The organism is Curtobacterium oceanosedimentum (genome assembly GCF_020297365.1).
In the GTDB taxonomy this organism is placed as follows: domain Bacteria; phylum Actinomycetota; class Actinomycetes; order Actinomycetales; family Microbacteriaceae; genus Curtobacterium.
In genome coordinates, this window is sequence record NZ_JAIXIG010000016.1 from 49498 (window position 1) to 76475 (window position 26978).

Annotated in this window: 29 protein-coding genes; 17 read left to right on the plus strand and 12 right to left on the minus strand. The window is 73.1% G+C overall.

The annotated features are described in order from the left end of the window. Positions 1-14: 14 nt before the first annotated feature. Positions 15-566, minus strand: coding sequence for a MarR family winged helix-turn-helix transcriptional regulator (locus tag LEL83_RS09005; protein WP_225558559.1), 552 nt, complete (start codon positions 564-566; stop codon positions 15-17). 208 nt (positions 567-774) lie between these two features. Here LEL83_RS09005 and LEL83_RS09010 point away from each other — a divergent pair, with 208 nt between their 5' ends. From LEL83_RS09010 to LEL83_RS09025, 4 genes are all read left to right on the plus strand, one after another. Continuing rightward, positions 775-1374 (plus strand): hypothetical protein, encoded by a 600-nt coding sequence (locus LEL83_RS09010; RefSeq protein WP_198657705.1) that lies wholly within the window; start codon positions 775-777, stop codon positions 1372-1374. 66 nt (positions 1375-1440) lie between these two features. Then, positions 1441-2607, plus strand: coding sequence for a S24/S26 family peptidase (locus LEL83_RS09015; protein ID WP_225558560.1), 1167 nt, complete (start codon positions 1441-1443; stop codon positions 2605-2607). 61 nt (positions 2608-2668) lie between these two features. Beyond that, positions 2669-3832, plus strand: coding sequence for a metallophosphoesterase family protein (locus tag LEL83_RS09020; protein ID WP_225558561.1), 1164 nt, complete (start codon positions 2669-2671; stop codon positions 3830-3832). Continuing rightward, positions 3832-6810 (plus strand): AAA family ATPase, encoded by a 2979-nt coding sequence (locus tag LEL83_RS09025; protein WP_225558562.1) that lies wholly within the window; start codon positions 3832-3834, stop codon positions 6808-6810. The genes LEL83_RS09020 and LEL83_RS09025 overlap by 1 nt, the downstream gene beginning before the upstream one ends. Positions 6811-6849: 39 nt before the next feature. Here the strand turns inward: LEL83_RS09025 and LEL83_RS09030 are convergent, their stop codons facing one another. Together LEL83_RS09030 and LEL83_RS09035 are read right to left on the minus strand one after the other, a co-directional pair. Beyond that, entirely contained in the window at positions 6850-7026 is a 177-nt protein-coding gene (locus tag LEL83_RS09030) for a hypothetical protein (RefSeq protein WP_198658804.1), read from the minus strand. After that, positions 7023-7832, minus strand: coding sequence for a class E sortase (locus LEL83_RS09035; protein ID WP_225558563.1), 810 nt, complete (start codon positions 7830-7832; stop codon positions 7023-7025). Before LEL83_RS09035 ends, LEL83_RS09030 begins: the two co-directional genes overlap by 4 nt. A gap of 95 nt (positions 7833-7927) precedes the next feature. Between LEL83_RS09035 and LEL83_RS09040 the strand changes: the two genes are divergently transcribed. Beyond that, complete coding sequence (locus tag LEL83_RS09040; protein WP_225558564.1) at positions 7928-8359, plus strand: GNAT family acetyltransferase; 432 nt, start codon at positions 7928-7930, stop codon at positions 8357-8359. 22 nt (positions 8360-8381) lie between these two features. Here the strand turns inward: LEL83_RS09040 and LEL83_RS09045 are convergent, their stop codons facing one another. After that, the gene (locus tag LEL83_RS09045) at positions 8382-9305 is read right to left on the minus strand and encodes an EamA family transporter (RefSeq protein ID WP_225558565.1); all 924 of its coding nucleotides are present in this window, start codon (positions 9303-9305) and stop codon (positions 8382-8384) included. Positions 9306-9341: 36 nt separating this feature from the next. On the opposite strand from LEL83_RS09045, the gene LEL83_RS16225 reads away from it, so the two are divergent. The 6 genes from LEL83_RS16225 to LEL83_RS09075 all read left to right on the plus strand — a co-directional run bounded on the left by LEL83_RS16225 (position 9342) and on the right by LEL83_RS09075 (position 15645). Then, a complete protein-coding gene (locus LEL83_RS16225) occupies positions 9342-10481 on the plus strand; it encodes a CPBP family intramembrane glutamic endopeptidase (protein WP_225558566.1) in 1140 nt (379 codons plus the stop codon). Between the two features lie 53 nt (positions 10482-10534). Next, a complete protein-coding gene (gene recQ, locus LEL83_RS09055) occupies positions 10535-12403 on the plus strand; it encodes a DNA helicase RecQ (RefSeq protein WP_225558567.1) in 1869 nt (622 codons plus the stop codon). Positions 12404-12489: 86 nt separating this feature from the next. Next, positions 12490-13239 carry a lysophospholipid acyltransferase family protein gene (locus LEL83_RS09060; protein ID WP_198657713.1) on the plus strand — a complete coding sequence of 250 codons (750 nt, stop codon included), beginning with the start codon at positions 12490-12492 and terminating at the stop codon, positions 13237-13239. Positions 13240-13367: 128 nt separating this feature from the next. Then, positions 13368-13703, plus strand: coding sequence for a hypothetical protein (locus LEL83_RS09065; protein WP_225558568.1), 336 nt, complete (start codon positions 13368-13370; stop codon positions 13701-13703). Between the two features lie 237 nt (positions 13704-13940). Further along, complete coding sequence (locus LEL83_RS09070; protein WP_225558569.1) at positions 13941-14630, plus strand: M23 family metallopeptidase; 690 nt, start codon at positions 13941-13943, stop codon at positions 14628-14630. Between the two features lie 166 nt (positions 14631-14796). Further along, the gene (locus LEL83_RS09075; protein ID WP_225558570.1) at positions 14797-15645 is read left to right on the plus strand and encodes an NAD(P)-dependent oxidoreductase; all 849 of its coding nucleotides are present in this window, start codon (positions 14797-14799) and stop codon (positions 15643-15645) included. A 14-nt stretch (positions 15646-15659) separates the two neighbouring features. Here LEL83_RS09075 and LEL83_RS09080 read toward each other — a convergent pair whose 3' ends face one another. Together LEL83_RS09080 and LEL83_RS09085 are read right to left on the minus strand one after the other, a co-directional pair. Beyond that, positions 15660-15863: a hypothetical protein gene (locus LEL83_RS09080; protein ID WP_198657717.1), complete on the minus strand. Its 204-nt coding sequence runs from the start codon at positions 15861-15863 to the stop codon at positions 15660-15662. Between the two features lie 10 nt (positions 15864-15873). After that, positions 15874-16392, minus strand: coding sequence for a MarR family winged helix-turn-helix transcriptional regulator (locus LEL83_RS09085; RefSeq protein WP_198657718.1), 519 nt, complete (start codon positions 16390-16392; stop codon positions 15874-15876). Between the two features lie 131 nt (positions 16393-16523). Between LEL83_RS09085 and LEL83_RS09090 the strand changes: the two genes are divergently transcribed. Continuing rightward, on the plus strand, positions 16524-17417 hold the full coding sequence (locus tag LEL83_RS09090; protein ID WP_225558571.1) for an alpha-E domain-containing protein: 894 nt from the start codon (positions 16524-16526) through the stop codon (positions 17415-17417). Positions 17418-17512: 95 nt separating this feature from the next. Here LEL83_RS09090 and LEL83_RS09095 read toward each other — a convergent pair whose 3' ends face one another. After that, positions 17513-18850 (minus strand): MFS transporter, encoded by a 1338-nt coding sequence (locus LEL83_RS09095; RefSeq protein ID WP_372454451.1) that lies wholly within the window; start codon positions 18848-18850, stop codon positions 17513-17515. Next, entirely contained in the window at positions 18847-19257 is a 411-nt protein-coding gene (locus LEL83_RS09100; RefSeq protein ID WP_225558572.1) for a MarR family winged helix-turn-helix transcriptional regulator, read from the minus strand. Before LEL83_RS09100 ends, LEL83_RS09095 begins: the two co-directional genes overlap by 4 nt. A 96-nt stretch (positions 19258-19353) precedes the next feature. Between LEL83_RS09100 and LEL83_RS09105 the strand changes: the two genes are divergently transcribed. Continuing rightward, positions 19354-20106 (plus strand): SDR family NAD(P)-dependent oxidoreductase, encoded by a 753-nt coding sequence (locus LEL83_RS09105; RefSeq protein ID WP_225558573.1) that lies wholly within the window; start codon positions 19354-19356, stop codon positions 20104-20106. A gap of 88 nt (positions 20107-20194) precedes the next feature. Here LEL83_RS09105 and LEL83_RS09110 read toward each other — a convergent pair whose 3' ends face one another. Next, on the minus strand, positions 20195-20464 hold the full coding sequence (locus LEL83_RS09110) for a hypothetical protein (RefSeq protein WP_198657723.1): 270 nt from the start codon (positions 20462-20464) through the stop codon (positions 20195-20197). A 28-nt stretch (positions 20465-20492) separates the two neighbouring features. Next, positions 20493-21644, minus strand: a complete 1152-nt coding sequence (locus LEL83_RS09115) for an inorganic phosphate transporter (RefSeq protein WP_225558574.1) — start codon at positions 21642-21644, stop codon at positions 20493-20495. Between the two features lie 88 nt (positions 21645-21732). Here LEL83_RS09115 and LEL83_RS09120 point away from each other — a divergent pair, with 88 nt between their 5' ends. Continuing rightward, positions 21733-22602 carry an alpha/beta hydrolase gene (locus tag LEL83_RS09120; protein ID WP_198657725.1) on the plus strand — a complete coding sequence of 290 codons (870 nt, stop codon included), beginning with the start codon at positions 21733-21735 and terminating at the stop codon, positions 22600-22602. Positions 22603-22646: 44 nt separating this feature from the next. Further along, positions 22647-23696: a lipoate-protein ligase LplAB gene (gene lplAB, locus LEL83_RS09125; RefSeq protein WP_225558575.1), complete on the plus strand. Its 1050-nt coding sequence runs from the start codon at positions 22647-22649 to the stop codon at positions 23694-23696. 6 nt (positions 23697-23702) lie between these two features. Here lplAB and LEL83_RS09130 read toward each other — a convergent pair whose 3' ends face one another. Further along, positions 23703-25244, minus strand: coding sequence for an AAA family ATPase (locus LEL83_RS09130; protein ID WP_225558576.1), 1542 nt, complete (start codon positions 25242-25244; stop codon positions 23703-23705). 176 nt (positions 25245-25420) lie between these two features. On the opposite strand from LEL83_RS09130, the gene LEL83_RS09135 reads away from it, so the two are divergent. After that, on the plus strand, positions 25421-25750 hold the full coding sequence (locus LEL83_RS09135) for a hypothetical protein (RefSeq protein WP_225558577.1): 330 nt from the start codon (positions 25421-25423) through the stop codon (positions 25748-25750). Between the two features lie 30 nt (positions 25751-25780). Here the strand turns inward: LEL83_RS09135 and LEL83_RS09140 are convergent, their stop codons facing one another. After that, positions 25781-26068, minus strand: coding sequence for a GNAT family N-acetyltransferase (locus tag LEL83_RS09140; RefSeq protein ID WP_198657729.1), 288 nt, complete (start codon positions 26066-26068; stop codon positions 25781-25783). A gap of 66 nt (positions 26069-26134) precedes the next feature. On the opposite strand from LEL83_RS09140, the gene LEL83_RS09145 reads away from it, so the two are divergent. Then, positions 26135-26978: DNA-methyltransferase (locus tag LEL83_RS09145; RefSeq protein ID WP_225558578.1), on the plus strand; the 844-nt coding region annotated here is incomplete at its 3' end.

Below are 26978 nucleotides of genomic sequence, written 5' to 3' on the forward strand. Positions count from 1 at the left end.
CACGACACCCGTCGTCACCCGGTGACGCTGCTGTGGTGCCGGTCCAGGGCGTCGCCGAACCCCTCGAACGCGGCTGCGACGACGGCTCGGTCCGCCGGCGCGACGACCTGCCGGAAGGCGTCCGCGTAGACCTGGCCGATCTCCCGGGCGACCGCGCTGCCCGACGGCGTGAGGTGCAGGAGCACGCTCCGCCGGTCGTCGGGGTTCGGGCGGCGTTCGAGGTGCCCGTGCCGCTCGAGTCGGTCGATCAGCGACGTCATCGCGCCCGTGGTGAGCTCGAGGTACTCGCCGGCCTGCTTCGGGGTCACCCCGGCACCACCGGTGGAGTGGAGGAGGAACACGAACCGGGTGTCGGTGGCGTGCAACCCGCGGGTGGCGCTCTCGTGCTGCAGGACCCGGGCGTGCTGCATCTGCAGCACCCGGAACGCGGTGAGCAGTCGGGGCAGGTCGCCCTCGGGGTCCGGGACGTCGGGCGACACCGGTGCCGGGGGTGTGCCGGTGTCCAGCCGAGCGGGCGGGACGGCGGGCCCGTGCTCGGGCAGGACGACCTGGTCGGTGTCCGTCATGGGTGCTCATCTCGCTGTGGGGGTGGGAACTTCAGTCAACAAGTATCTTAATGATTGAGATACCCCCAACACGGGGGGTGTCCTCGATCTTGTGGGTCACTCGACGGCGAAGTAGCTTGATCGTCGTACCACCTCGGCACGTAGCGCGACCAACCATCGCGGGCCCGGCCGGACCACCGATCAGATCTCTTCCTCACGGAGTACACCCATGTCTCGTGTCACCCCTCGTGCTGCCCGTCTCGCTGCCTGGATCGCCATCCCCGCCGCGCTCGTCGCCTCCGGAGCCGTCGTCTCGACGGCCTCGTACTCGGCCTTCTCCGCCACCACCGTCAACCCCACGAGCAACTGGACCGCCGGCAGCGTCGCCCTGTCCGACGACGACAACAACACCGCGCTGTTCACCGCGACCGGCCTGAAGCCCGGCTCGACCGGCTCGAACTGCATCACCGTGACGTCGACCGGCTCGCTGCCCTCCACCGTCAAGCTGTACGGCACCAACGCGTCGACCACCAAGGACCTCGCCGCCAACGTCACCCTCACCGTCGAGCAGGGCACCGGCGGCGGCTTCGGCACCTGCGCCGGCTTCACCCCCGCCGCCAGCAGCGGCACGCTCTACAGCGGCACCGTCGCCGGCTTCGGCTCGGCCTCCACCGACTTCGCCTCCGGCGTCGGCACGTGGGCCCCGACCGGTTCCGCCTCCGAGTCGCGCGTCTACCGCGTGACCTACACCGTCCCGAGCACCGCCCCGAACACGGTGCAGGGCGGCACCGCATCCCTCGGCCTCACCTGGGAGGCCCAGAACAGCTGATCCGGGCACGGGACGACCCGTCCCGTCCGGTCCCGATCCGCAACGCGCCCCTGGTCGAAGGCAGTCATGAGCAGCTTCGCAGTGCACGGTGGTCCCACACCGCACGCCGCGGTCCGTGACGCCGTCGACTGGGGGCGCGTCGTCGTCGCCACGCTCGCCCGGGGCGTCGTGGCGACGCTGCTCGGCCTCGCACTGTGGGCGGCGGCACCCGCGGTGATCGGCTGGCAGCCCACCACCGTGATGACCGGGTCGATGGAGCCGAGGATCACCCCCGGCGACGTGGTCGTCTCACGTCCGGTGGGCTCGGGCGAGATCACCACGGGCAAGATCCTGCTCGCCGACGACCCGGACCAGCCGGGGCACCTGCGCATGCACCGGTACGTGGACGACGGCCCCGGCGGCACCCTGATGACCAAGGGCGACGCCAATCCGCAGCAGGACTCCACCCCGCTCGAGCGCTCGGCGGTGCACGGGATCGGCTTCCTGCGCATCCCGTTCGTCGGGACGCCGGTGGTCTGGATCCGCCAGGGGCAGTGGGCGCCGCTCGTCGCGCTCGCCCTCGGCCTGACGGCCGTCCTCGCGCTCTGCACGATCGACGGGTCGCTCCGGCGGCTCGTGGACACCGAGACCGACGGCACCGACGACGACGCCGGTGCCGGTCCGGCCGGTGGTGCGGACGACGGCCAGGAGGCGCCGCCCACCCCCGCCACGGAGCGCACCTCGTCCGTCCCCACGGCCCTCACCCGGCGCGGGCTCCGTCGGCGTGCGCGTCGCGTCCGCCGACTGCGCCGCGTCGGCGGGGGCGCCGCGGTGCTCGTCCTCGCCGCGGCGGCCGGCGTCCTGCTGCCCGGGCAGGCCGACGCGGCACCGTGGTCACGCACCACGGTCGCACGGCCCTCGACCCTCACCGCCGGCACCGCGACGGGCGTCCCCACCCTGACGTGCACGCAGGCCGGCACGAACACGGTCACGATCGCCTGGACCTACGACAACGTGACCGTCCCAGCGTCGTTCGACCTGATGAACGGCACGACGCAGGTGGCGACGACGACGACCCCCGGAGCCCGCTCCATGGTCTACGGCGGCGCCGGGCTCCTGAACCTCGGGACGACCTACACGCTGAACCTCCGCACGAACCTCGGCAACACCTGGACCGCCACGAGCACGCCGACGGTCAAGATCCGGGTCACCTCGGTGCTGGGCCTGGCCTCGGCGAGCTGTGTGACCGCCTGAGTCCTCCACAGGCGGCCGCGGGGTGTCCGGGGATGTCCGCGGCCGCCGTTACCGTTGCCGCATGCGCATCCTGCACACCGGCGACTGGCACCTCGGCCGCACGCTGCTCGGTGCGGACCTCCTCGAGCACCAGGCGGCGTTCCTGGACTGGCTCGTCGACCTCGTGCGCGACCGTGGCGTCGACCTGGTCGTCGTCGCGGGCGACGTGTACGACCGGGCGATCCCGCCGGTCGACGCCGTCCGGATGCTGTCCCTCGTGCTCGAACGGCTCGCCGAGACCACCACGGTCGTGCTCACGCCCGGCAACCACGACTCGGCGGCACGGCTCGGCTTCGGTGCCGGGGTGATGGGCCGTCGTGTGCGCATCCTCACGGAACCGCTGCACGTCGGCGAACCGGTGCTCGTCGACGACCCCGACGGTCCGGTCGCGGTGTACGGCATCCCGTACCTGCACCCGGACCTCACCCGGCACGCCCTCGCGGCCGTGCCGGACGAACCCCTCGCGCGTTCCCACCACGCGGTGGTCCAGGCGGCGACCGACCGCATCCGAGCTGACCTCGACGAGCGACCCGGCACCAGGAGCATCGTCGTCGCACACGCCTTCGTCGGCGGCGCCGACCCGACCGACAGCGAGCAGGACATCCGCGTCGGCGGGGTCGACCGTGTGGCGGAGTCCGTCTTCGCGGGCTTCGACTACGTCGCGCTCGGGCACCTGCACGGGCCGCAGCGCGTCGGCACCGACGACCGCGTGCGCTACGCGGGGTCGCCGCTCGCGTTCTCGTTCGGGGAACGCCACCAGCGCAAGTCCGTGACCCTCGTCGACCTCGACGCCGCCGGCACGGTCGCCGTCGAACTCGTGCCCGCACCGGTGCCGCGCCGCCTCGTCGACGTCCGCGGCAGCATCGACGACGTCGAGTCGGGGGCGTTCCGCGCCGATGCCGACGCGTGGGTGCGGGTCGCGGTGACCGACACCGTGCACCCCGAGCGCATGTACGCCCGCGTGAAGGACCACTTCCCGCACGCCCTCGCGATCACGCACGAACCCGCCGACCGACCCGCGACGACCGCGGCGCGTGCCGTGACGGCGACGTCCGACCCGGTCGAGGTCGCGGCCGACTTCGTCGCCTTCGCCACCGGTGGCGCACCTGACGACGACGAACGGTCCGTCCTGACCGAGGCGTACGAGGCCGCTGCGCTCGCCCTGCAGCGCGACGGGGACCGCTGATGTACCTGCACCGACTCGAGCTCCGCGCGATCGGGCCCTACCCCGAGCTCGTCACCATCGACTTCGCCGCGCTCGCCGCGTCAGGGGTGTTCCTGCTCGAGGGGCCGACCGGGTCCGGCAAGTCGACCATCATCGACGCCGTCGTGTTCGCGCTGTACGGCGGCCTGGCGGGGGCCGACGCCAGCTCCGACCGCCTGCACAGCCAGCACGCCGACCCGGCCGTCGAGCCGTTCGTCGACCTCGTGTTCGAGACCGGTGCGGGCACGTACCGGGTCCGACGCACCCCGCAGTACGACCGGCCCAAGCAGCGGGGGACCGGCACGGTGAAGCAGCAGGCGTCCGCGCAGCTGTTCCGCCTGGCGTCGCCGACCGACGCCGTCGGCGAGCCGCTGTCGTCCCGTATCCCCGAGGTCGGTGTCGAGATCGCCCGGATCGTGGGCCTCGACCGCGCGCAGTTCCTGCAGACCGTGGTGCTGCCCCAGGGCGAGTTCGCCCGGTTCCTGCGCTCGCCGGGCGAGGACCGCCGCAAGCTCCTGCAGTCGCTGTTCGGCACCCAGGTCTACGACCGCACCGCCGACGAACTCGCCGCACGACGCCGGGCGGTGCAGGCCGAGGTGGACGGTGCGGACGACCGCGTGCGGGACGCCCTGGCCCGCTTCGCGCAGGCCGCAGGGCTCCCGGACGCCGACGAGCTCGTCGTCCCGCCCACGGTGGCGTCGGTCCGTGCCGACGCCGACGCCGCCGGGGTCGACCGCGCGACCGCCGCGGCCGTCGCCACCGCCGCCGCCGAGCACGAGCGGTCGGTGACCACCCGGGCCGCCGCACGCGAACGACGGGCGGTGCTGCTGCAGCGACGGGCCGCCCTCGACGCGGACGCACCGGCGATCGAGGCCGCGCGGACCGCGGTCGCGACGGCCGAGCGCGCCGCCCGCGTCGCCGTGGTGGCCGACGGCCTCGACGCCGCCGCCGCCCGCGTCGACACCACCTCGTCGGCCGCCGCCGACCTCCGTCGCGGGCACGGCCTGGTCGGCGTCGACGCGGCCGAGGTGCTCCGGCGTCGGGACACCCTGGCCGACGACCTGTCCGCCGTGCGGCACCTGGTCGCGGTCGAGGACGGCGCCGCCGCCCGCCGCGCCGCCGTCGCCGAGGCCACGGCGACCGCCGAGCGACTGACCGCCGACCTCGGCCTGCTCGATGCCGCCCTGGAGGCCCGACCGACCGAGCGGGCCCGCATCGTCGAGGACGCCCGCGCCGCATCGGTCACGGCGGCCGATACCGACGCCGCGGCGCACGAGGTCCGTCGCGTGCAGTCGCTCCGCGCCGACCTCGTCGCCCGCGACCGATCGGCGGAGCGCGTCGTCGTCGCGGAGCGTGCCGTGGCCGGTGCCCGGCACGTCGCGACCCGGGCACTCGAGACCGAACGGTCGCTGCGCGAGCGTCGCATCGCCGGGCTGGCCGGGGAACTCGGCGCCGCCCTCGGGCCGGGCGACCCGTGCCCGGTGTGCGGTGCGACGTCCCACCCGTCGGTGGCGACCCCCCAGGACGACCACCCCTCCATCGACGCGGTCGAGGCCGCCGCCGACGCCAGCCGACGGGCCGACCAGGACCTCGCCGACGCCGCCACGGACCTGGCGGTCGAGCGTGCCGAGCACGAGCGGCTGGTGGGCGTCATCGGCGACCTCGACGCCCCTGCCCTCGAGGCCATGGCCGCCGCAGCCGACGACCGGGTCCGTGCCGCGCACGACGCCGCCGCACTCGTCCTGCGGCTCGAACGGCAGCGGTCCGAGCACGACGCCGCCACCCGGGCCCTCGAGCGTGACCGGAACGACCTCGACGCTCGGCGCACCGTGCTCGCCTCGTCGGCGGTGTCCGATGCCGAGCGGCTCGACGCCGACCTCCGGACGGTGCACGACGCCGTGGACCGGCTCGCCGCGCAGCTCGACGACCGCCCGACCTCGCTCCGTGCCGCTGTCGAGGCCCTCGACGAGCGGCTGACCGTCCACCGCGCCGTCGCCGAGGCGGACGACCGGGCGACGGCGGCAGCGCGTGCCCGTGACGAGCGGCGCGCCGAGGTCGACCGCGTCCTCGACGAGCAGGGCTTCACCGACGTCGCAGCGGCCCGGGCCGGCGTGCTCGAGGCGGACGTGGTCGCCGGGCTCCGTGCACGGATCAGCACGGCCGAGGCCGAGCGGGCCGTCGTGCAGGCGGGGCTCGACGACCCGGCGGTGGTCGCGGCGGCCGGCGACGACGCGGAGCAGCTCGACCTGCCGGCGGCGCAGGCCGATCGGGTCCGCACGGCCGCCGCGCTCGACGAGGCCACCCGACTCGCGGTGACCGCAGCGCACCGCGCCGAGGCCGTGGAGCAGTGCGCGGCCGAGGTCGACCGCACCGTCCGTGCCCGGCAGGAGACCTCGGCACGCAGCCGCGCGATCGTCCGCCTCGCCGACGTCGCGAACGGCGTGGGATCGGTCAACCCCACGGGCATCACCCTCGGCACCTACGTGCTCATGCGCCGCTTCGAGGACGTCGTCGCCGCGGCGAACGACCGGTTGCGCGGCATGCTCGCCGGTCGCTTCACGCTCGAGACCTCCGACGAGCGCGAGTCCGGCTCGCGGGCGCGGCGGACGGGTCTGGCGCTCGCCGTGCACGACCACACGACCGACACCGTCCGAGACCCCCGCAGCCTGTCCGGCGGCGAGACCTTCACCGTGTCGCTGTGCCTGGCGCTCGGCCTGGCCGACGTCGTGCAGGCCGAGGCGGGCGGCGTCTCGCTCGGCACGCTCTTCGTCGACGAGGGCTTCGGCACCCTCGACCCGGAGACGCTGGACGACGTGATCGGGCAGTTGTCCCGTCTGACCGCCGGTGGCCGACAGGTCGGCATCGTCAGCCACGTCGAGGAGCTCAAGCAGCGGATCCCCGAGCGGATCGCCGTGCGGCGGACCGCGTCGGGCGGCTCGCGCGTCACGACGACGGTCTGAGCGCGGACGTCGTCGCGCCCGGCCGACCGGAGACCGGGCCTACGAGGTCGGCGTCGACTCCACCGTGCCGTCGGGCGGCGGCAGGATGTCGGCCGCGATCCACGGGAAGACCCACTGGAACAGCACGAAGACGACGGCGGCCAGGAGCACGAGCAGCTCGAGCACCTTGAGCGCGGTGGGACCGGGCAGCAGACGCCAGACCAGGGGGAAGATCACTTGGCGGTCTCCGAGAGTTCCTTGGGGGTGCCCTCGGACGCGGGCATCCAGTAGTCGAGCTTCGCGTGCGTCACGAAGCGTTCCGCGGCGGACCACATCGGGTGGCAGGCGGTGAGGGTCAGCCAGCGGTCCTTCGCGGTGGGTTCGACGCCGGGCTCGTTCGGCACCGGCGCGATCGTCTCGATCTTGTCGGGCGTGACGATCTGGCTGTCGGTGACCCGGTAGACGTACCAGACGTCGAACTTCGTCTTCGCGTCCGTGATCCGGACCACGACCGGGTCGCCCTCCTGCAGCTCCGCGATCTGGTTGAGCGGCTTGCCGTAGGTCACCCGGTGCCCAGCGACGGCGAAGTTGCCGGGGGCGCCGGGCATCGCGGTGTCCCGGTAGTGGCCGAGCCCGATCGTGTTGAGCACCTGCTCGCGGTCGGTGCCCTCGCCGATGGGGCGGTCGTAGTCGGCACCGAAGCGGGGGATCTGCATCGAGCCGAACACGGTCGACGTGCCCGGCGGCTCGTCGAGCACGGGAGCGGTGCCGCGGTGCTCGGTGCCGTCGGTGTCGGGCGGGGTGATCCGGTCGAGCCCGTCCACCAGCTTCGTCTGCTCGTTGACCGCGACCACGTCGGTCCACCACGCGGTCCACACGACGTACAGCCCGGTGCCGGCGCCGGCGATGATGAGCAGCTCGGCCAGGAGCGACACCAGGGCACCGCCCACGGTCTGCCGTCGACGGGGAGCGCGACGCGATCGCGATCCGGCGGCGTCGGCACGTGCGCTGCGGCGCGTCGGGACGCTGTCGTGTGCGGTCACGGGGCTCCTGATCGTCTGGCTGGTCGGACAGGTCTATCAGACCACGTCGACGGGACGGTGACGACGTTCTCCCCACCCCCGTTAGCGTGGTGCGCATGGAGTTCTGGACCCGACCCTTCCGCAGCGAGGACACCGACGCCGTCGTCGCCCTCTGGGAACGGTGCGGCCTGGTCCGCCCGTGGAACGACCCGCGGCGCGACATCGCCCGCAAGCGCACGGTGCAACCCGACCTGTTCCTGGTCGCCGGGGCGGTCGGGACGGACGCAGTCGTCGGCGCGGGCATGGCCGGGTACGACGGGCACCGCGGCTGGGTGAACTACCTGGCGGTGCAGCCGGAGCTGCAGGGGTCCGGGCTGGGCCGGCTGATGATGGCGGAGTTCGAACGACGCCTGACCGCCCTCGGCTGCCCGAAGCTGAACCTGCAGGTGCGGGCCGGCAACGAGCGGGTGATCGGGTTCTACGAGTCGCTCGGCTACACCGACGACGACACGGTGTCGCTCGGCAAGCGGCTCATCCCCGACGCCTGACGCCCGCAGCCACGGCTCTCGATCACACGAGCGCCAGGGTCACCGACGCGACGAAGGCCAGCACGATGCCGGTCCACTGCTGCCCGGTCAACCGCTCCCGCAGCACGATCCCGGCCAGCACCACGGTGCCGATCGGGTACAGCGCGTTCAGGACGCTCACGACGGGCAGGGTCGCGGGGTCGTCGCCGCTGTGCAGGGCCGCCTGGATGCACACGTTCGCCATCGCGTCGAGGACGCCGCACGCGGCCACCGTGACCAGCAGCCGCAGGCTCCGTGCGCGACCCGACCGACGCCCGGGAGCCGCGGCAACCCCGTCGGGGCGGGCCGACGTCGGGCCGGACACCGGGCCTCCCGTCCGGAGCACGACGACGAGGGCCGCCGCACCCAGCAGCACCGCCTGCAGCACCCGCGCGACCACCAGCGGGGCGATGCCCGAGCCGCCCGGCGTCATGTCGTACGCGAGCACGATCCCGCCGAAGCCGCACCCCGCGACGGCAGCGGCGACGACCCCGCGTGCGGTGAGCCGCGCGCCCGAGGCGTCCCGCACGACCGCGACCAGCACCACGGCGACGACCGCCACGACCAGCGCGCCCGTCGCCAGCGGGGACAGCACCGTGCCGCGGAGCAGCGCGACGACGACCGGCACCACGGCGGCGAAGACGGCGGTGACGGGGGAGAGCACGCTCATCGGGCCGATCGCGAGCGCCGCGTAGAGCAGGAGCACGCCGATCCCGCCGGAGACCCCGGCGACCGCACCCCACAGCGTGCCGGTCCACGAGGGCACACCGCCGAGCACCGCGAGTCCGACCAGCAGCGGCACGATGCCGACGGCCGCCGCCACCGCGGCGACGGTGACCGGTCGGACCCGGCGCGACGCGAGCCCGCCGAGGAAGTCCGCGAACCCGTAGACGACCGCGCCGGACAGGCCGAACAGGACGGTGAGCACGGCTCCCATCCTGCCCGGCCCGGTAGCCTGCGTCGCGTGAGTGTTCCCTACCAGCGCCTGCCCCGGATCGACGCGCGCTGGAGGTGGTGGCGGCCGCTCGTCGCCGTCGCGTTCCTGGCGGGGTGGTACCTCGTGTCGCAGATCGTCATCGCGATCGCGTACTTCGTGCCGATCCTCCGGGCACAGGGCGCCGAGGGGCTCGTCGAGCTGCAGAACGACCTGGCACGCGGTGCGCTCGACCCGACGGACCCCGTCCTGCTGTCGATGTCGCTCGTGTCGCTCGTGGTCCTGCTGCCGGGCATCCTGCTCGCCGTCAAGATCGCGCGCGTCGGACCGGCGGGCATCCTGTCGTCGACGCGCTTCCGGGTGCGCTGGGCCTGGACGGCGTGGTGCCTGCTGCCGACGCTCGTCATCGCCGCGTTCATGTTCTGGTGGCAGGGGAGCGGCATGCTCACCGTCGACGGGGGCCTGGCCTGGAACCACGACGTGATCGGCCAGTCGACCGTCTCCCTCGGCACGCTGACCCTGACGATCGTCCTCGTGGTGCTGCTCGTCCCGTTCCAGGGCGCGGCCGAGGAGTACATCTTCCGTGGGTTCCTGATGCAGACGATCGCGTCGTGGATCCCGCGTCGCACCGGCACGATCATCGCCGTGGTGGTCTCGACGGTCGTGTTCGCGGTGCTGCACATCCCGAACGGCTACAACGTCTGGGGCATCCTCGACGTCGGCTCGTTCGGCCTGATCGCGGCGATCATCGTCCTCCGGACCGGCGGGCTCGAGGCCACGGTCCTGCAGCACGCCTTCAACAACATCATGATCTTCGTGCTGCAGGCGCCCGGCTGGTCGCGGATCGACCTGACCTCGTCCGACGCGAACGGCACGTGGCAGGGCTGGCTGGTCACGCTCGGCACGTCGCTCGCGTTCTGGGCCATGGTCGAGTTCCTGGCGTGGTGGCGGGGGCTGGACCGCCGGTTCGCCGGGCACGAGGCACCTCGGTTCCGCGGTGTGGTCCCGGCCTGGGCGGGCGGCGTCCGCTGGACCCGCCCGGGAGGCACGGGCTGGGCGACCACGCCGGCCCGCGCCGACGACGTGGCCCGCTCCGACCACCGTGCCGAGCCCGGCACGGACGGCGCCGAGCCCGGCACGGACGGCGCCGACCCCGGCGAGGCGCGCTAGCCCCGGCTGTGGACGGTTCGGTGGGTGTCGCCGGTCGCCCGTAGGCTCGTGGCATGAGCACCACGCCCGCGCCCGCCGTCGTGTCTGCTCGCGCTGCCGTGTCCGCACCCCGTGCTGCCGCGCTCGACGTGCTGCACCGGGTGTGGGGGTACGACGCCTTCCGCGGCGAGCAGGCGTCCATCATCGACCAGGTGGTCGGCGGTGGTGACGCCCTCGTGCTCATGCCCACCGGCGGTGGCAAGTCACTGTGCTACCAGGTGCCCGCCCTCGTGCGCGACGGCGTCGGGGTGGTCGTGTCACCGCTCATCGCCCTCATGCAGGACCAGGTCGACGCCCTCGCGGCGAACGGCGTGCGCGCCGCCTTCCTCAACTCCACGCAGGGCCCGGACGAGCGCGCCCGGGTCGAGCGCGCGATCGTGCAGGGCGAGGTCGACATGCTCTACCTCGCGCCGGAGCGCCTGCGGCTCGAGAGCACCCGGGCGCTGCTGGACCGCGCGCGGGTCGCACTGTTCGCCATCGACGAGGCACACTGCGTCGCCCAGTGGGGCCACGACTTCCGGCCGGACTACCTCGAGCTGAGCATCCTGCACGAGCGCTGGCCCACCGTGCCGCGCATCGCGCTGACCGCCACCGCGACGCCGCAGACCCACCGCGAGATCTCCGCCCGGCTCGGCCTCGACGACGCCGCGCACTTCGTCGCCGACTTCGACCGGCCGAACATCCAGTACCGCATCGAGCCGAAGACCGGCGCGCTGCAGCAGCTGCTCACCTTCATCCGCACCGAGCACAGCGGTGACGCCGGCATCGTCTACTGCCTGTCCCGCAACTCGGTCGAGCGCACCGCGACCGCGCTGGCCGAGCAGGGGATCGACGCCCTGCCCTACCACGCGGGTCTCGACGCCCGGGTGCGTGCCCGCAACCAGTCGAGGTTCCTGCGCGAGGACGGCGTGGTGATGGTCGCGACGATCGCGTTCGGCATGGGCATCGACAAGCCCGACGTGCGGTTCGTGGCCCACCTGGACCTGCCGAAGTCGGTCGAGGGCTACTACCAGGAGACCGGTCGCGCCGGTCGTGACGGGCTGCCCTCCACGGCCTGGTTGGCGTACGGGCTCAACGACGTCGTGCAGCAGCGCCGGATGATCGACCAGTCCGAGGGCGACGCCGCACACCGTCGGCAGCTCAGCGCCCACCTCGACGCCATGCTCAGCCTGTGCGAGACGATCGAGTGCCGCCGCGTCCGCCTGCTCGCGTACTTCGGGCAGGAGAGCACCGCGTGCGGCAACTGCGACACCTGCATCGCGCCGCCGGAGTCGTGGGACGGCACCGTGCCCGCGCAGAAGTTCCTGTCCACCGTCGTCCGGCTCGACCGTGAGCGCGGCCAGCGGTACGGCGTCTCGCACCTCGTCGACATCCTGATCGGCAAGCGCTCGCCCCGCGTGCAGGAGCTGCAGCACGACACGCTGGCGACCTTCGGCATCGGCACCGAGCTGTCCGAGGGGGAGTGGCGCGCGGTCGCCCGGCAGGTCCTCGCCCAGGGCTACGCGGCGGTCTCGGGCGACGGCTTCGGCACGGTCGTCCTCAGTCCCACCAGCGCCGACGTCCTCAAGGGCACCGTGCAGGTGCGCATGCGGCGGGACCCGGTCAAGGCACCGCGGGCCGGACGCAGCAGCCGACGCACCGTGGTCACCGACATGCCGCAGGAAGCCGTCGGCCTGTTCGAGTCCCTGCGCGCCTGGCGTGCGGCCGAGGCCCGCGAGCAGGGCGTCCCCGCGTACGTGGTGTTCAACGACGCGACACTGCGGGGCATCGCCGCCGTCCGACCAGCAGACGTCGACCAGCTCGGCGAGATCTCCGGGGTGGGTGCCGCGAAGCTCGAACGCTACGGCCGCGCGGTGCTCGACGTGGTCGCGCAGGCCGACTGACCGCGTCTCCTGCTGCATGCCGTCAGCGGCATGCAGTCGTCCGGCGCCTGATTACACTCGGAAGCTCGCCACCACGAGGAGGTCCGGTGTCCGGTTCGACGAAGTTCACCACCGCGCTGAGCCGCGCCGTGGTGACCCCGCTCGCCCGGTTGCTGTGGCGTCCGAAGATCGTCGGGCGGCGGAACGTGCCGAAGCGCGGCCCGGTGATCCTGGCGAGCAACCACCGCTCGTTCATCGACTCGCCGGCGATCACGCTGATGGCCCCGCGCAAGGTGTCGTTCCTGGCGAAGCAGGAGTACTTCACGGGAACGGGGTTCCGCGGCGCGGTGTCCCGGGCGTTCTTCGGCGGCATCGGTGCCATCGGCGTCGAACGCGGTGCCGGGTCCGCCGCCCAGCAGGCCCTCGACCTCGGACTGGCTCGACTGCAGGCCGGCGAGGCCTTCGCCATCTACCCCGAGGGCACGCGGTCCCTCGACGGACGGATCTACAAGGGCCGCACGGGTGTCGCCTGGCTCGCGCTGACGAGCGGCGCTCCCGTCGTGCCCGTCGCCCTGACCGGCACCGAGGACGTGCAGCCCGTGGGCTCGCGCTTCCCGAAGCTCGCCCGGGTGACCATCGAGTTCGGCACGCCGCTCGACCTGTCCGGCTTCGGCGAGGCGTCGTCCGGCCGAGCGCGCCGACACGCGACCGACGCGGTGATGGCGGCGATCCAGGAGCTCAGCGGGCAGGAGCCGGCCAACGCCTACAACAACCCGCCCGCGGCCACGATCGTCGAGCGCGTCCGTCGCGTGCTCCAGCCGGACGACCCGACCGCGGCGGCCGTCGACCCGGACTGACGAGCCGACACGCACTATTGCACATCTGGAATACCGGTGGTTGAATGAGGGCGTGCCGCCGGCACCCCTCCCGCGCGGGACGCCCGAGAACGTCCCGCACCCCGAACCCAGATCGGACGGTCAGCAGCATGTCCTCCACCCCGCTCTTCGACTCCATCGCCCAGCGCCGCGAGCGGGGCGACGCCACCGCTGCGCCGGCGCGCGCCGTCGACACCCCCGCCCCCACCTCACCGATGACGGCACCCGTCCGCTCCGGTGACTCCGCCCTCGTCCCCGCCGCACTCGTCGCGGCCATCGACGACATCCCGGTGCGTGTCGCCGCGGCCGGCGCGGCCGGGCTCGCCGTCCGACCCGAGCACCGCGAGCTCGTCGAGACCGTCGCCGACGCCATCACCCGCGCGGTCGTCGACGCCGTGGTCGAGGAGCTCGACCGCATCGCCCGCGACGGCGTCGTCCGCGCCTGACCGGGCGGTCGCGCGCACGATGCACCCCATCGCAGACGCTCCGACGTTGCGCCCCCGCGGCGCCGAGCGGCGGTCCGCGAACCGATCAGCAGCGTCCTCGCAGCGCCGTGCACGACACGGAGCGCGACGCGACGCTCACCGAGCCGCCGGGGTGGCGGTGTCCCCTCCCGTCACCCCGGCTCCCACCACCCCGGCTCCGACCACCCGGCTCCCGCCACTCCGGATCCGTCCGTCGCAGTGGCACCGGCCGCCGGGCGCCACCCCCGCGAGCACGTCTCGTTCTTCCGCGGGCCGGCGCTCCGGACCCTGCCGACCGCGGCCGCCTCGGTCGTCACCTGCCTCGTCGTGTCGGTGGCGTCACCGCAGTCCGCCGTCGCCGCCCCGTCCGTGTCGGCGTCGCAGCCGACCGGGTCGCAGTCCTTCGTGGCCGAGGGCACGGGTCGCACCGCGGTCCACCGTGACGGCTTCACGGTCGGCGCCGGTGCCCGAGCGCTCGGAGCGCCGCACCCCGGGTCGGCCGCCACCGCCGCACGACCCACCGTCGGTCCGGTGCCCGATGCCGGCGGCTTCGGACCGCGTCGCGTGGCCGGGTGCGCCGCGTGCTCGTCGGACCACCGGGGCATCGACTTCGCCGCGTCCGCCGGTACGCCCGTCGTCGCGTCGTTGCCCGGTCGGGTCGTCTCGGCCGGACCGCTCGGCGGGTACGGCAACCAGGTGCTCGTGCAGCATGCCGACGGTGTCCAGACCCGGTACGGACACCTGTCCGTCATCGCCGTCCGGCCCGGCCAGGTCGTCGCGGCCGGGCAGGGCATCGGGGCGGTCGGTGACACCGGCGTCTCGACCGGGCCCCACCTGCACTTCGAGGTCGTCGTCGCCGGCGTGCCCGTCGATCCCGCCGCATGGCTGCGGGGGCGCGGACTCCTCTGAACACCCGCGCCTGAGCCGACGCAGCAGCCCCGGCGCCCCGACGGCCCCGGTACCCGCGGCAGCCCGCCGCCCGCAGCAGCCCCGGACCGGGGCCGGGCGTCGACCGCGCCGTCCGGCGTAGCGTCGAGGGCGCCACGGCACGGTGTCGCGGCGGGACGGAGCAGACGTGCGGGTCACGGTGTTGGGGACGGGTGCGATGGGTGCCGGAGTGGCGGGGTCACTGCTGCGCGAGGGGCACGAGGTCACCGTCTGGAACCGGAGCGCCGACCGGGCCGCGCCGCTCGCCGACCGCGGCGCGACCGTCGCCACCAGTCCGGCCGACGCCGTCGAGCGCGCCGAGGTGGTCCTGCTCACCCTGTTCGACACCGACGCGGTGGTCGACGTGCTCGAGCGGGCCGCCGGTGCGGCGCCGAGCGACAGCGTGTGGGTGCAGGCCTCCACGATCGGGGTCGACGGCACCGCCACCGTCGTCCAGCTCGCCGAGCAGCACGGCATCACGCTGGTCGAGGCGATGATGCTCGGTACGAAGGCCCCCGCCGAGCAGGGGAAGCCGACGATGCTCGCGGCCGGACCGGGCGAGCTGCTGGACCGCGTCACGCCGGTGCTCGACGCCGTCGGCGCGAAGACCGTGCGCGCGGGCGACCACGTCGGTGACGGCACGGCCCTGAAGCTCGCGGCGAACGCCTGGATCGCCTCGATCACCGCCGCCACCGGCCAGTCCCTCGCCATCGCGGCGGCGCTCGGCCTGGATCCCGACCTCTTCCTGCAGGCCATCGAGGGGAGCGCGAGTGACTCCGCCTACGCCCACACGAAGGGCGCGGCGATGATCGCGCGCACGTTCCCCGCGCAGTTCGCGCTCGACGGGTTGCGCAAGGACATCGGGCTCATCACCGACGCCGCTCGGACTGCCGGCGTCTCGACGACCCTGCTCGAGGCACTCGACCGGGTCTACGCCGACGCCAGCGCCGCGGGCCACGGTGCCGACGACATCGCGGCGGTGGGCACCGCCTTCTGACGGGTGGTCGGCCCTCAGTCGCGGCGGAACAGCCGACGCAGGCGCTTCGTGAGTCGCCCCACGGTCTCGTCGTTCATCGTGTTCGCGAGCTCGAAGGCCTCGCGAGCGGGGTCGGCACCACCCTGGATGCGACGGAGCGCGGCGTCGGCACGTGCCCGGGAGTCGAGTTCGGCGAAGGGCATGTCGTCCTCGGGGTGGTGTGTGCCGCGAGGGTCCATGGGGGCCAGGCTACGCGCCGGGTGACTCGTCCGGGTGCACGTCGACGTCGTCCACGACCCGGACCATCTCGTCGAGGAACTCCACGACCACCGCCATGTCGTCGGCCGGCAGGTGTTCGGTGACCTCGAGCGCTCGGGTGTCGAGTTCCTCGATGACGCGCAGTGCGTGCCGCATCGACCTGCCGGTGGCGGTCAGGATGACGCCGCGGCGGTCGGAGGGGTCGGGGTGTCGCTCGACGTGCCCGCTGCGGACGAGCCGGTCGACGAGCGCGGACGTCGACGCCGCGGTGATCTCGAGTCGCTCGGCCAGGTCCTTCGCGTTGACGGTGCGGTCCTCGTGTCCGGCCTCGATCAGGACGCGCAGTGCGAGGAGTGCGTTCTCGCCGATGCCGAGCGCCTCGCGAGCGCGACGCTGTGCGGCACTCTCGGCCGCGCGGTAGCGCCGGAGGGCGTTGAGGACGTCCATGGCGGAGACCGCCGGGTCCTCGTACCAGTACCCCGCGGTGCTGGTCATCACCTCGGACGTCATGGGATCAATGCTAGACGCTCTAGTTAGATTGTCTAGCGAGTGCGGAGTCAGGACACCGCAACACCCGTGACGCGGTTCCGTAACACCGCGGCAACGCCGGCTCGTTAGGTTCACGGCATGCAGGAGCAGCCGTGCTGAGTCGCCTGGCGGGGAACGTCTTCCACGTGGGGAGCGCGGTCGAGCGCACCGACGTCGTCGCCCGGCTGCTGGACGTCTACGTCGCCCGCCGCGAACCCGGCACCGTCGACGACGACCGGCTGGTCGCCGCGGAACTCCGCAGCGTGGTCGGGACGGCCGGACCGGCGCGCGACGCCGACCGCACCGCGACGATCGACGCCCTGGCACTCGACCGGCACGAGCCGGCCTCGATCGCCGCGGCGGTGGGCGTCGCCCGAGACCACGCCCGCCGTGCCCGCGAGGTCGTGTCGAGCGAGCTCTGGGACTGCCTCGACGTCACCCGGTCGCGGATGCCGCGCAAGATCGCGCCGGACCGCGCGCACGAGTTCCTCGGGTGGGCGCGGGAGCGCAGCGCCCTGGCCATCGGCGTGGTCGAGGGTGACGCCAGTCGCGATGAGGTGTGGGAGTTCTTCGCGCTCGGCCGTGCACTGACCCGCTGCGCCTCGACGGCCCGGCTCCTGGCGTCGCGGTTGCTCGAACCCGACGTGGTGACGTCGTGGAGCGCGGCGCTCCGGGCCTGTGGCGCGGGCGAGGCGTTCCTGCGCGGTCGCGACCACGCACCGGTCCCGGCGGACGCCGCGGCGTTCCTGCTCCTCGACGAGCACAGCCCACGGTCGCTGCGGTACACCGTGCACCGCGCCGCCGAGTGCCTGGCGGACGTCGCTCCGGCCTGCGTCGCGGACGAGGTCGGCGACTTCGCCGAGGTGCGCGCCGCGCTCGACGCGCTGCCCCGTGAGGAGGCGCTCGGCGCGGTCGGCGCGGTCGGCGACCGCGTCGCGGCCGCCGCCGACCGCGTCGCGTCGGCGCTCGACGAGCGCGTCTTCTCCACCGCCGCCCCCGTGCTCTGACGCGACCGGTCCGCCCTGGGCGGTGGCGGGGACGGACGGGAGGCCCGTGGCGGCGTGGTGTCGCGCCTCCTGTCCGGTGGGTGGGACGGTGACCGTCAGACGCCGCTGGACCGGTCGGCCAGCGTTTCGTCGCGGTGCAGCTCGCGGCGGAGCGCGGCGCGACCGCCGACCACCGGCACCGCGTGCGTGACCGCGAGGTGCAGGGGTGCGTCGGCGTCGTACCGCAGCCGCAGTCGTTCGTGCCGGACCAGCCACACGAGCGCGATGGCGAGCGCGACGAAGCCCGAGGCGGCGCCGACGACGATCGCCCAGCGGGGGCCGGAGGCGTCGGCGACCGCTCCGACGAGCGGGGCGCCGATCGGGGTGCCGCCGGCGAAGATCGCCATGTACAGCGCCATCACCCGGCCGCGCATCGCGGGCGCGGTCGTGGTCTGCACCAGGGCGTTCGCGGTGGTCATGAAGGTGAGCGAGGCCAGGCCGACGAACACGAGGACGACCGCGAAGGTCCAGTAGGTCGGGGCGAGCGCGGCGGCCGTGCAGGCGAGCCCGAACGCGCCGGCGGCGGCCACCAGGGTGCGCATCCGGGGGCGTTCCCGCCGGGCGGAGAGCAGGGCCCCGAGCACCGAACCGATCGCCATCACGGAATTGAGCAGGCCGAACTCGCCGGCGCCCTGGTGGAACTCGACCCGCGCCATCGTCGAGGTGAAGATCGGGAAGTTCACGCCGAACGTGCCGACGACGAAGACCATGCAGAGCACCACGATGATGTCCGGGCGGGTCCGGACGTACCGGAAGCCCGCGATGACCTGCCCCCTGCCGCGGCCGGCCCGGACCCGTTCGGCGAGCCGCTCGGGGTCGACGGAACGGAGCGCGAGCAGGACGGCCAGGAACGACCCGGCGTTGATCACGAACACCCACCCGGAGCCGATCGCCGCGATGAGCACCCCGGCGACGGCGGGTCCGATGAGCCGCGCCGCGTTGAACGACGCGGAGTTGAGGGCCACCGCGTTCGCGACGTCGTCGCCCTGCACCACGTCGGAGACGAACGCCTGGCGGACCGGGGCGTCGAAGGCGGCGACCACCCCAAGTGCGAGGGCGAAGCCGTAGAGCGACAGGAGCGTCGCGGTGTGGGTGAGCACCATGACGCCCAGGCCGAGACCGAGCAGTCCCATGAGACCCTGCGTGACCATGAGCGTCCGGCGGCGGTCGAACCGATCGGCGACCAGGCCGGTGAGCGGCAGGAGCAGCAGCTGCGGCCCGAACTGCAGCGCCATGGTGACGCCGACCGCGACGGCGTCGTCGTCGGAGAGCTGCGTCAGGACGATCCAGTCCTGGGCGGTGCGCTGCATCCAGGTGCCGACGTTGGACACCAGGGCGCCGGCGAACCAGATCCGGTAGTTGCGGCCGGCGAGGGAGCGGAACATGGCGGTCACTGCTGGGCGAGCCTCCTCAGGATCCCGGTCGCGTCGGCGAGCGTGGTCCGTTCGTCGGCGGTCAGGGCGGCGAGCCGCGGGGTGAGCCAGTCGTCCCGGCGGCGCCGGGTCTCCTCGACGAAGGCCGCTCCGGCCGGGGTGGCGCCGATGAGCACCTTGCGGCGGTCGTCGCCGTGCTCGCACTTCGAGACGAGCCCGCGCTCGAGCAGGACCGCGACCGTCTTCGTCATCGACGGCGGGGTGACGCCGTCCTGCCGGCTCAGGTCGGCCAGGGTCATGGCACCGTCGCGGTGCAGCCGGGCGAGGGCGGAGAACTGGGCGTCGGTGACGCTCGAGTCGGCCGTCTGCGCACGGAGCGTCCGGGACAACCGGTTCACCGCGATCCGGAGGTCGGTGACGTCGGGCATCGGTCGTCAGCCTACCTCATTAGTTCAGCGAACGAACTGGTTTGCCGGTGTACGCTCGAACTGGGCAACAGGTGTTGTCCAGAGAGCAGGAGGAACATGTCCGAGTTCGAGGGCAAGGTCGCCGTCGTCACCGGTGGCGGCAGCGGCATCGGCGAGTCCGTCGCGAAGGAGCTCGCCGCCGCGGGCGCGAGCGTCGTCGTCACCGACATCAAGTTGGACGCCGCGGAGCGCGTCGCGTCCGAGATCACCGCGGCCGGCGGGACCGCCAGCGCGTTCGAGGCGAACTCCGCGGTGGCCGCCGACAACGAGCGCATGGTGCGGTTCGCGGTCGACACGTACGGCGCGCTGCACCTCGCCGTGAACAACGCCGGCATCGGTGCCGCCCCGCAGCCGATCGGCGAGTACGACGTCGCCGCGTGGGACCGCGTCCGCGCGGTGGACCTGGACGGCGTCTTCTACGGGCTGCGGTACGAGATCCCCGCGATCCTGGCTGCCGGCGGCGGCGCGATCGTCAACATGTCGTCGGTGCTCGGCTCGGTCGGCATCGCGAACAACGCCGCCTACGTGGCCGCGAAGCACGCGCTGGTCGGGCTGACCAAGGTCGCCGCGCTCGAGTACACCGCCCAGGGGGTCCGCACGAACGCCGTGGGCCCCGGGTTCATCGACACGCCGCTCGTCCGCGCCTCACTGAGTGCCGACGAGCTCGCCGGGCTCGAGGCGCAGCACGCCGCGGGGCGCCTGGGCACCGACGCCGAGGTCGCCGCGCTCGTGCTGTTCCTGCTGGGTGACCGCGCGTCGTTCATCAGCGGCAGCTACCACCTGGTCGACGGCGGCTACAGCGCGCACTGACGCCGGTCCGGTCCTCCCGTCCGTCAGCGGCCCTGCCGGGCCGGTCCCGCCGGACCGGTCTCGCGGTCCCGGTCCCGCCGTTCCGGTCTCAGTGGAACTGGGGGATCGTCAGCCAGATGCCGGCGAGCACGGCGGCGACGCACACCGCGAAGCACAGGACGGCGCCCGCCAGGGCCACCGGCGGGGTGTGCCCGGAGCGCGGACCCTCGTCGGAGTACTGCGTGCGCTCGCCACCCGCGTCGACCGGTTGCCCGGTGCCGAGCAGCCGCAGGCCGAGCGTGTAGACGAGCACGATGCCCACGGCGGCCACGAAGCCGACGCCGGCGACCGTGGCGATGCTGGTGAAGTCGATGTCCATGGTCGTTCCCCTCGGTCCGTCGTGCCGGTCAGTTGCTCGTGCCGGTCGGCTGCGGTTCTGCCCGCTCGGTCGGTTCGTCGGTCATGTCCCGTTGCGAGATCGGCTTGCGCTTCGCGAGGGCCCAGAAGCCGAGCCCGCCGGCCAGGGCGAGCACCGCGACGAGCACCAGACCGATCGTCGAGGTCGATGCGAGCCAGGTCGCGAGCGCCCCGACCACCGCGGCCGCCGGCAGCGTGACGACCCACGCGACGACGATCCGGCCGACGACCGACCAGTGCACGTCGGCGAGCTTCTTGCCGAGCCCGGAGCCGACGACGGCGCCGCTCGTGACGTGCGTGGTCGAGAGCGCGAAGCCCAGGTGCGACGAGATGAGGATGGTCGCGGCGGAGCTCGTCTCGGCGGCGAAGCCCTGCGGCGACTGCACGTCGGAGATCTTCTTGCCGACGGTCTGCATGATCCGCCAGCCGCCGGTGTAGGTGCCGAGGCCGATCGCGAGCCCGCAGGCCAGGACCACCCAGAGCGCCGGCCCGGTGCCGGCCGCCTGGTAGTCCGCGGCGATGAGGGTCAGCGTGATGACGCCCATCGTCTTCTGCGCGTCGTTCGTGCCGTGGGCGAGCGACACCAGCGAGGCCGAGATCGTCTGCCCGTGCCGGAAGCCCGTCGCTGCGCCGTGCGTCGTGGCGTTCTTCGTGAGCACGTACGCCACGTACGTCGCCACCAGGGCGATCACCCCGGCGATGACGGGCGAGAGCAGCGCCGGCAGCACGACCTTCGACACCACCGTCGCCCAGCTGATCGAGTTCAGGCCGGCGCCGATGATCGCGGCACCGATGAGCCCGCCGAACAGGGCGTGGGTGGAGGACGAGGGCAGCCCGAAGTACCAGGTCGCCAGGTTCCACAGCACCGCGCCGACGAGTCCCGCGAAGATCATCGTCGGGGAGATGCTGACGCCGTCCTCGCCCTCGCGGATGATGCCCTGCGAGACGGTCTTGGCGACCTCGGTGGACAGGAATGCGCCGACCACGTTGAGCACGGCGGAGATGAGCACGGCGGTCCGGGGCTTGAGCGCTCCCGTGGCGACCGACGTGGCCATGGCGTTCGCGGTGTCGTGGAAGCCGTTCGTGAAGTCGAACACGAGGGCCACGACGATCACCAGCGTGACGATGACGATGACGTCCATGCGCAGGACGGTAGGCCTCGCTCCGACCCGCCTGCGTGAACGCCGGATGAACAGGTGCGGGATGGGGTCCGTCTGCGAAGATGCCGGTGTGCCGACCTTCTCCGCCGCACGGGGCGACGCCTCGTTCACCGACGCGCACGGCGTCGAGATCGTCTACTCGACCTGGCGCGCAGCGCGGCCGAAGGGCGTCGTGCAGATCGCGCACGGCGTCGGCGAGCACGGGCTCCGGTACGAGCCGCTGGCGCAGGACCTGGTGCGTGCCGGGTACACCGTGCACGCGAACGACCACCGCGGGCACGGGCGCACCGGCCTGGCGCAGTGGGACGGTGACCACGCGAAGCTCGGGCGGCTGGGACCCGGGGGACTCCGGGCGGCGATCGCGGCGGTCGAGCAGATGAGCGCGGTCGCCCGCGCCGACGAGCCGGAGCTGCCGCTCGTGCTGCTCGGGCACTCGTGGGGGTCGCTGATGGCGCAGCGGATCGTGAACACCTCGTCAGATCGCTACGACGGGGTGGTCCTGTCCGCCTCGGCGTACCGACTGCCCGGCTGGATGAACAGCGGCGACCTGAACGCCCGGCACGCGGGCTCGGGGCCGACGAAGTACGAGTGGCTCAGCCGCGACCGGAAGGTCATCGACGCCGTCGGGCTCGACCCGCTCGCGGTGGAAGCCGACGTCATCGGGCTGTTCGGGCTCGCCGACACCCTCCGGCTGCTCGGGGTCCCGCGCCGGGGCATCCCGCACGACCTGCCGATGCTGCTGCAGGTCGGGTCCGACGACACGCTCGGCGGCCCCCGGTCGGTCGAGCGCCTGGCGCAGGCGTACCGGCGGCGCGGCCGGCTCTCCGACGTCACCGTGCACGTGTACGAGGGCGCTCGGCACGAGGTCTACAACGAGACGAACCGCGACGAGGTCATCGCCGACCTGGTCGCCTGGCTGGACCGGTCGATCGCCCGCTGACGCCCGTGCGGAACCCGGTCGGTGGACCGGAATAGGGTTGCGGCATGCACGGTGAGTACAAGGTCCCCGGGGGCAAGCTGGTCGTCGTCGACCTCGAGGTCGTCGACGGCGCGATCCAGCAGTTCCGTCTGGCTGGTGACTTCTTCCTCGAGCCGGACGACGCGCTGCCGCTCATCGACGCGGCCGTGAACGGGCTCCCCGCCACCACGGACGCCGCGGGGATCGCCGCTGCGGTCCGTTCGGCACTGCCCGAGGACGCCGTCCTGCTCGGCTTCACGCCCGACTCGGTGGGCGTCGCGGTGCGCCGGGCGTTGTCCCGTGCGTCGAGCTGGCGCGACCACGCGTGGCAGGTCGTCCACGAGGGGCCGATCAGCCCGAACGAGCACCTGGCGCTCGACCAGGTGCTCACCGAGGAGGTCGGCGCCGGCCGTCGTGGTCCGACCCTGCGCATCTGGGAGTGGGACGAGTCCGCCGTGGTCATCGGGTCGTTCCAGTCGCTCCGCAACGAGGTCGACCCGGAGGGCGCCGCGAAGTACGGCGTGCAGGTCGTCCGGCGCATCTCGGGCGGCGGCGCGATGTTCATGGAGGCGGGCGCGATCATCTCGTACTCGCTGTACGTCCCGGCCGACCTGGTGCAGGGCATGACCTTCGCGGACTCGTACGCGTACCTGGACGAGTGGGTGATCGAGGCCCTGAAGACCCTCGGCATCGACGCGTACTACCAGCCGCTCAACGACATCACCTCGGCCAAGGGCAAGATCGGCGGCGCCGCCCAGAAGCGGCTCGGCACCGGGGCCGTGCTGCACCACGCCACCATGAGCTACGACATGGACGGCGAGAAGATGGTGCAGGTGCTGCGCATCGGGCGCGAGAAGATGAGCGACAAGGGCACGACGTCGGCGGCCAAGCGCGTCGACCCGCTGCGCTCGCAGACCGGGCTGTCGCGGGCCGAGATCATCGAGCGGCTCGTCGACACCTTCACCACGCGCTACGGCGCGACGCCCGGTCAGGTCACCGCCGACGAACGGGCGCGGGCGCAGGAGCTCGTGCGGACGAAGTTCTCGACGACGGAGTGGCTCCAGCGCGTGCCGTGATCTCCGTCAGCGCTCGTCGTCGTCAGACTGCAGCGTGAGGTCGACCTGGCCGCGGCCGGACCTCGGAGCGAGGGTCGGTCCCGCGAGCGGAGCGGAGGCGACCCACGGGCCGGTGCCGGCGGAGTCCTCGACTTCGTCGTCGTACTCGTCGTACTCGTCGGGGTCGTCGTCGTGGTCCGCTCCGCCTCGGACGCCGAGCAGCTTCCTGGTGAGTGCCGACCGTTCCGTCAGCAGCGAGTCGAGCGCGGCCCCCAGGTCGCCGTCCTCCGGCTCTGCTCCGCGCAGGGCGGCGCCGAGGACACTCCGACGCATGAGCTCCTTCGCGAACGAGCCGGTCGTCCCCTCGGCACGCTCAGCGGCATCGGCCAGGGCTGCGTCCGAGAAGGGCAGCGCGCCGGCGTAGCGACGGAACAGCCGTCGGCGCTCGGGCAGCTCCGGCAACGGGATCTCCACGGCGAGGTCGACCCGTCCGGGGCGGTCGGCCAGGGCGCGTTCGAGCACCGACACCCGGTTGGTGGTCATGACGAAGGCGACGTCGGCGTCACCGTCGAGGCCGTCGAGTGCGTCGAGCACCTCGAACAACAGCGGTTGCGGCGATGCATGCCGTTCCATCGCGACGAGGTCGATGTCCTCGAGCACGACGATCGACGGTTGGAAGGTCCGCGCGATCTCCGCCGCCGCACCGATCGCCGCGATGCTCGAACCGGTGAGCAGGACAGCCGTCACGCCCTCGGTCCGGGTGAGCAGGTGCCGGATCGTCAGCGTCTTGCCGGTGCCGGGCGGTCCGTAGAGCAGCACACCACGCTTGAGGTGCTGCCCGGCAGCGAGGAGTGCTTCGCGCTGGTCACCGATCCCGACGACGTGGTCGACCACCTCGTCCAGGACCCCGTCGGCCAGCACGACGTCGTCAGCGGCGACCTCGGGACGCCGGAGGAACGTCGCCCCCGCGTCGGCGCCGTACTCGGAGGGCACGAACGACAGGACCTGCCCCCGCAGGACACTGCGTTCGATCATGAGCGCACGGAGTCGCCGCAGGAACGCCGCGGCGGCGTCCTGGTCGGCTGCGATGACCTCGAGGGTCGCACTTGCCCGGCCGTACTCCGGATTGGCGGCACGCTGGACGACCGCGACGGGTGACCCGTCGAAGGTGAGCAGGCGGAGTCCGAGGGACACCACCCGGCGCGTGGTGTCCGGGCCGGTGGCACGGTCGCTGTAGCTGACCGGCCCCGGCGCCCACTGCATGTGCTGGTTCGCGAGGAACTCGCTGACGGAGCTGTGGAACCGGGAATCGTCCCCAGCGATGCCGATCAGCGCGTCTGGCTGCCCACTGGTGAGCGACTCGAGCGCGATGTCCGCGTCGACCAGGCGGTGGTCGGGCAGCTCCTCGGTGACCACCGGGATCGACTGCGGATCGACACCGAGGTGGTCCCGCACCCGTTCGCCGATCGGCGTCAGGGCTGCACGCTGCTCAGCCCCCGCGAGTTCGTTCGCGTGGTCGATGTAGCGGGCGAACGCCCGCATGAGGTCCCGGTCTGCGTCGTCGAGCACGGCGCCATCCTGGCACGTCGAGGTGTCTGGCCGACGCGGCGACCGGAGCCGAGGGGGGACGCACCGGCCGCCGCCGGACGAGTCTCGTCGTCGATCCCATGAACCAGACGTGTGGATCACGAGAATCCCCCGCGCGGCTGATGTCGGCGGCGGAGCACCCACGTAGCGTCACTGGCGTGAACTGGTTGATCTTCCTGGGGGCGGTGGCCGCGGTGGCCGTCGTGGTGTGGATCGCCGATCGCGCGGGGTGGATCGACCTGTCGAACAAGTCCACGCGCAGCGGCGGATCCGGAGGCGTCATCGGGATGCTGGACGAGGTGTTCGCACCGACCCGGCAGGAGACGCAGGCGGAGTACGAACGGCAGTCGCGCCTCCCGAAGGAGGCACCGACGCCGACGGACGACGACCACGACCTGCTGAGCGGCAGCGTGCTCATCAAGGTGCCAGCGGTGCGGAGCGCCGGGCGGCACGAAGCCCGCGTCGGAACGCACCACCGCTCGTACTGACGGGCGCGGCGACGCGCGCCGCGTCGGCGGTCAGCGGGTGGTGAGCTCCTGGTAGTCGGGGTGGCGCTCGATCCAGGCGTGGACGTAGCTGCAGTCAGCGACGACGCGCTTCGACGACCCCGAGCGGACGTCGTCGAGGGCGTGCTGCACGAGGATCGAGGCGTGGCCGCCGCCGCGGTGCGCGGGATCGACCTCGGTGTGGGTGAAGTGGATCGTGTCGCCGTCGACCTCGTACGCGGCGAGACCGATCACCTCGCCGTCCTCGACCAGGGAGTACTGCTGCGCGTCGGTGTCGTTGCGGACCTCGGGGGATGCCATGCCGCCGAACCTACGCCGCGGGGTCGTCGTCGCCTGGGTCGACGCTGGGTACGGGAAGATGGAGTCGTGCACAGCGGAGACGACCGAGGCCCGGACCGCGTGGTCCTCGGCGACGCGCTCGACGTGGTGCCCGCGTACCCCGACGGCTCGTTCACCCTGGTGTACCTCGACCCGCCGTTCAACACCGGGCGGTACCAGCGGCGGCACGCGAGCTCGGCGGTGCCGAAGGCCGACGGACCGGTGATGGGGTTCCACGGCCGGACCTACGAGCGGGTGCGCGGGGACCTGATGCGGTTCGACGACCGGTTCGAGGACTACTGGTCGTTCCTCGAGCCCCGCCTGCTCGAGGCCTGGCGCCTGCTCGCCGTTGACGGCACGCTGTACCTGCACCTCGACTACCGCGAGTCGCACTACGCCAAGGTGCTGCTCGACGCGCTGTTCGGCCGTGAGTCGTTCCTCAACGAGATCGTCTGGGCGTACGACTTCGGTGCCAAGTCCAAGACGCGCTGGCCCACCAAGCACGACACGATCCTGGTCTACGTGAAGGACCCGACGCGGTACTGGTTCGACTCCGAGGCCGTCGACCGCGAGCCGTACATGGCCCCCGGGCTCGTCACGCCCGAGAAGCGGGAGCGCGGCAAGCTGCCGACCGACGTGTGGTGGCACACGATCGTGTCGCCGACCGGCCGCGAGAAGACCGGCTACCCGACGCAGAAGCCCGAGGGGGTGCTGCGCCGGATCGTGCAGGCGTCGTCGCGCGAGGGGGACTGGGTGCTCGACTTCTTCGCCGGCAGCGGGACGACGGGGGCGGTGGCCTCGGCGCTCGGGCGGCGGTACGTGCTGGTGGACGACAACCCGGCGGCGATCGAGGTCATGCGGAAGCGGTTGCCGGGGGCGGCGTTCGAGGTGG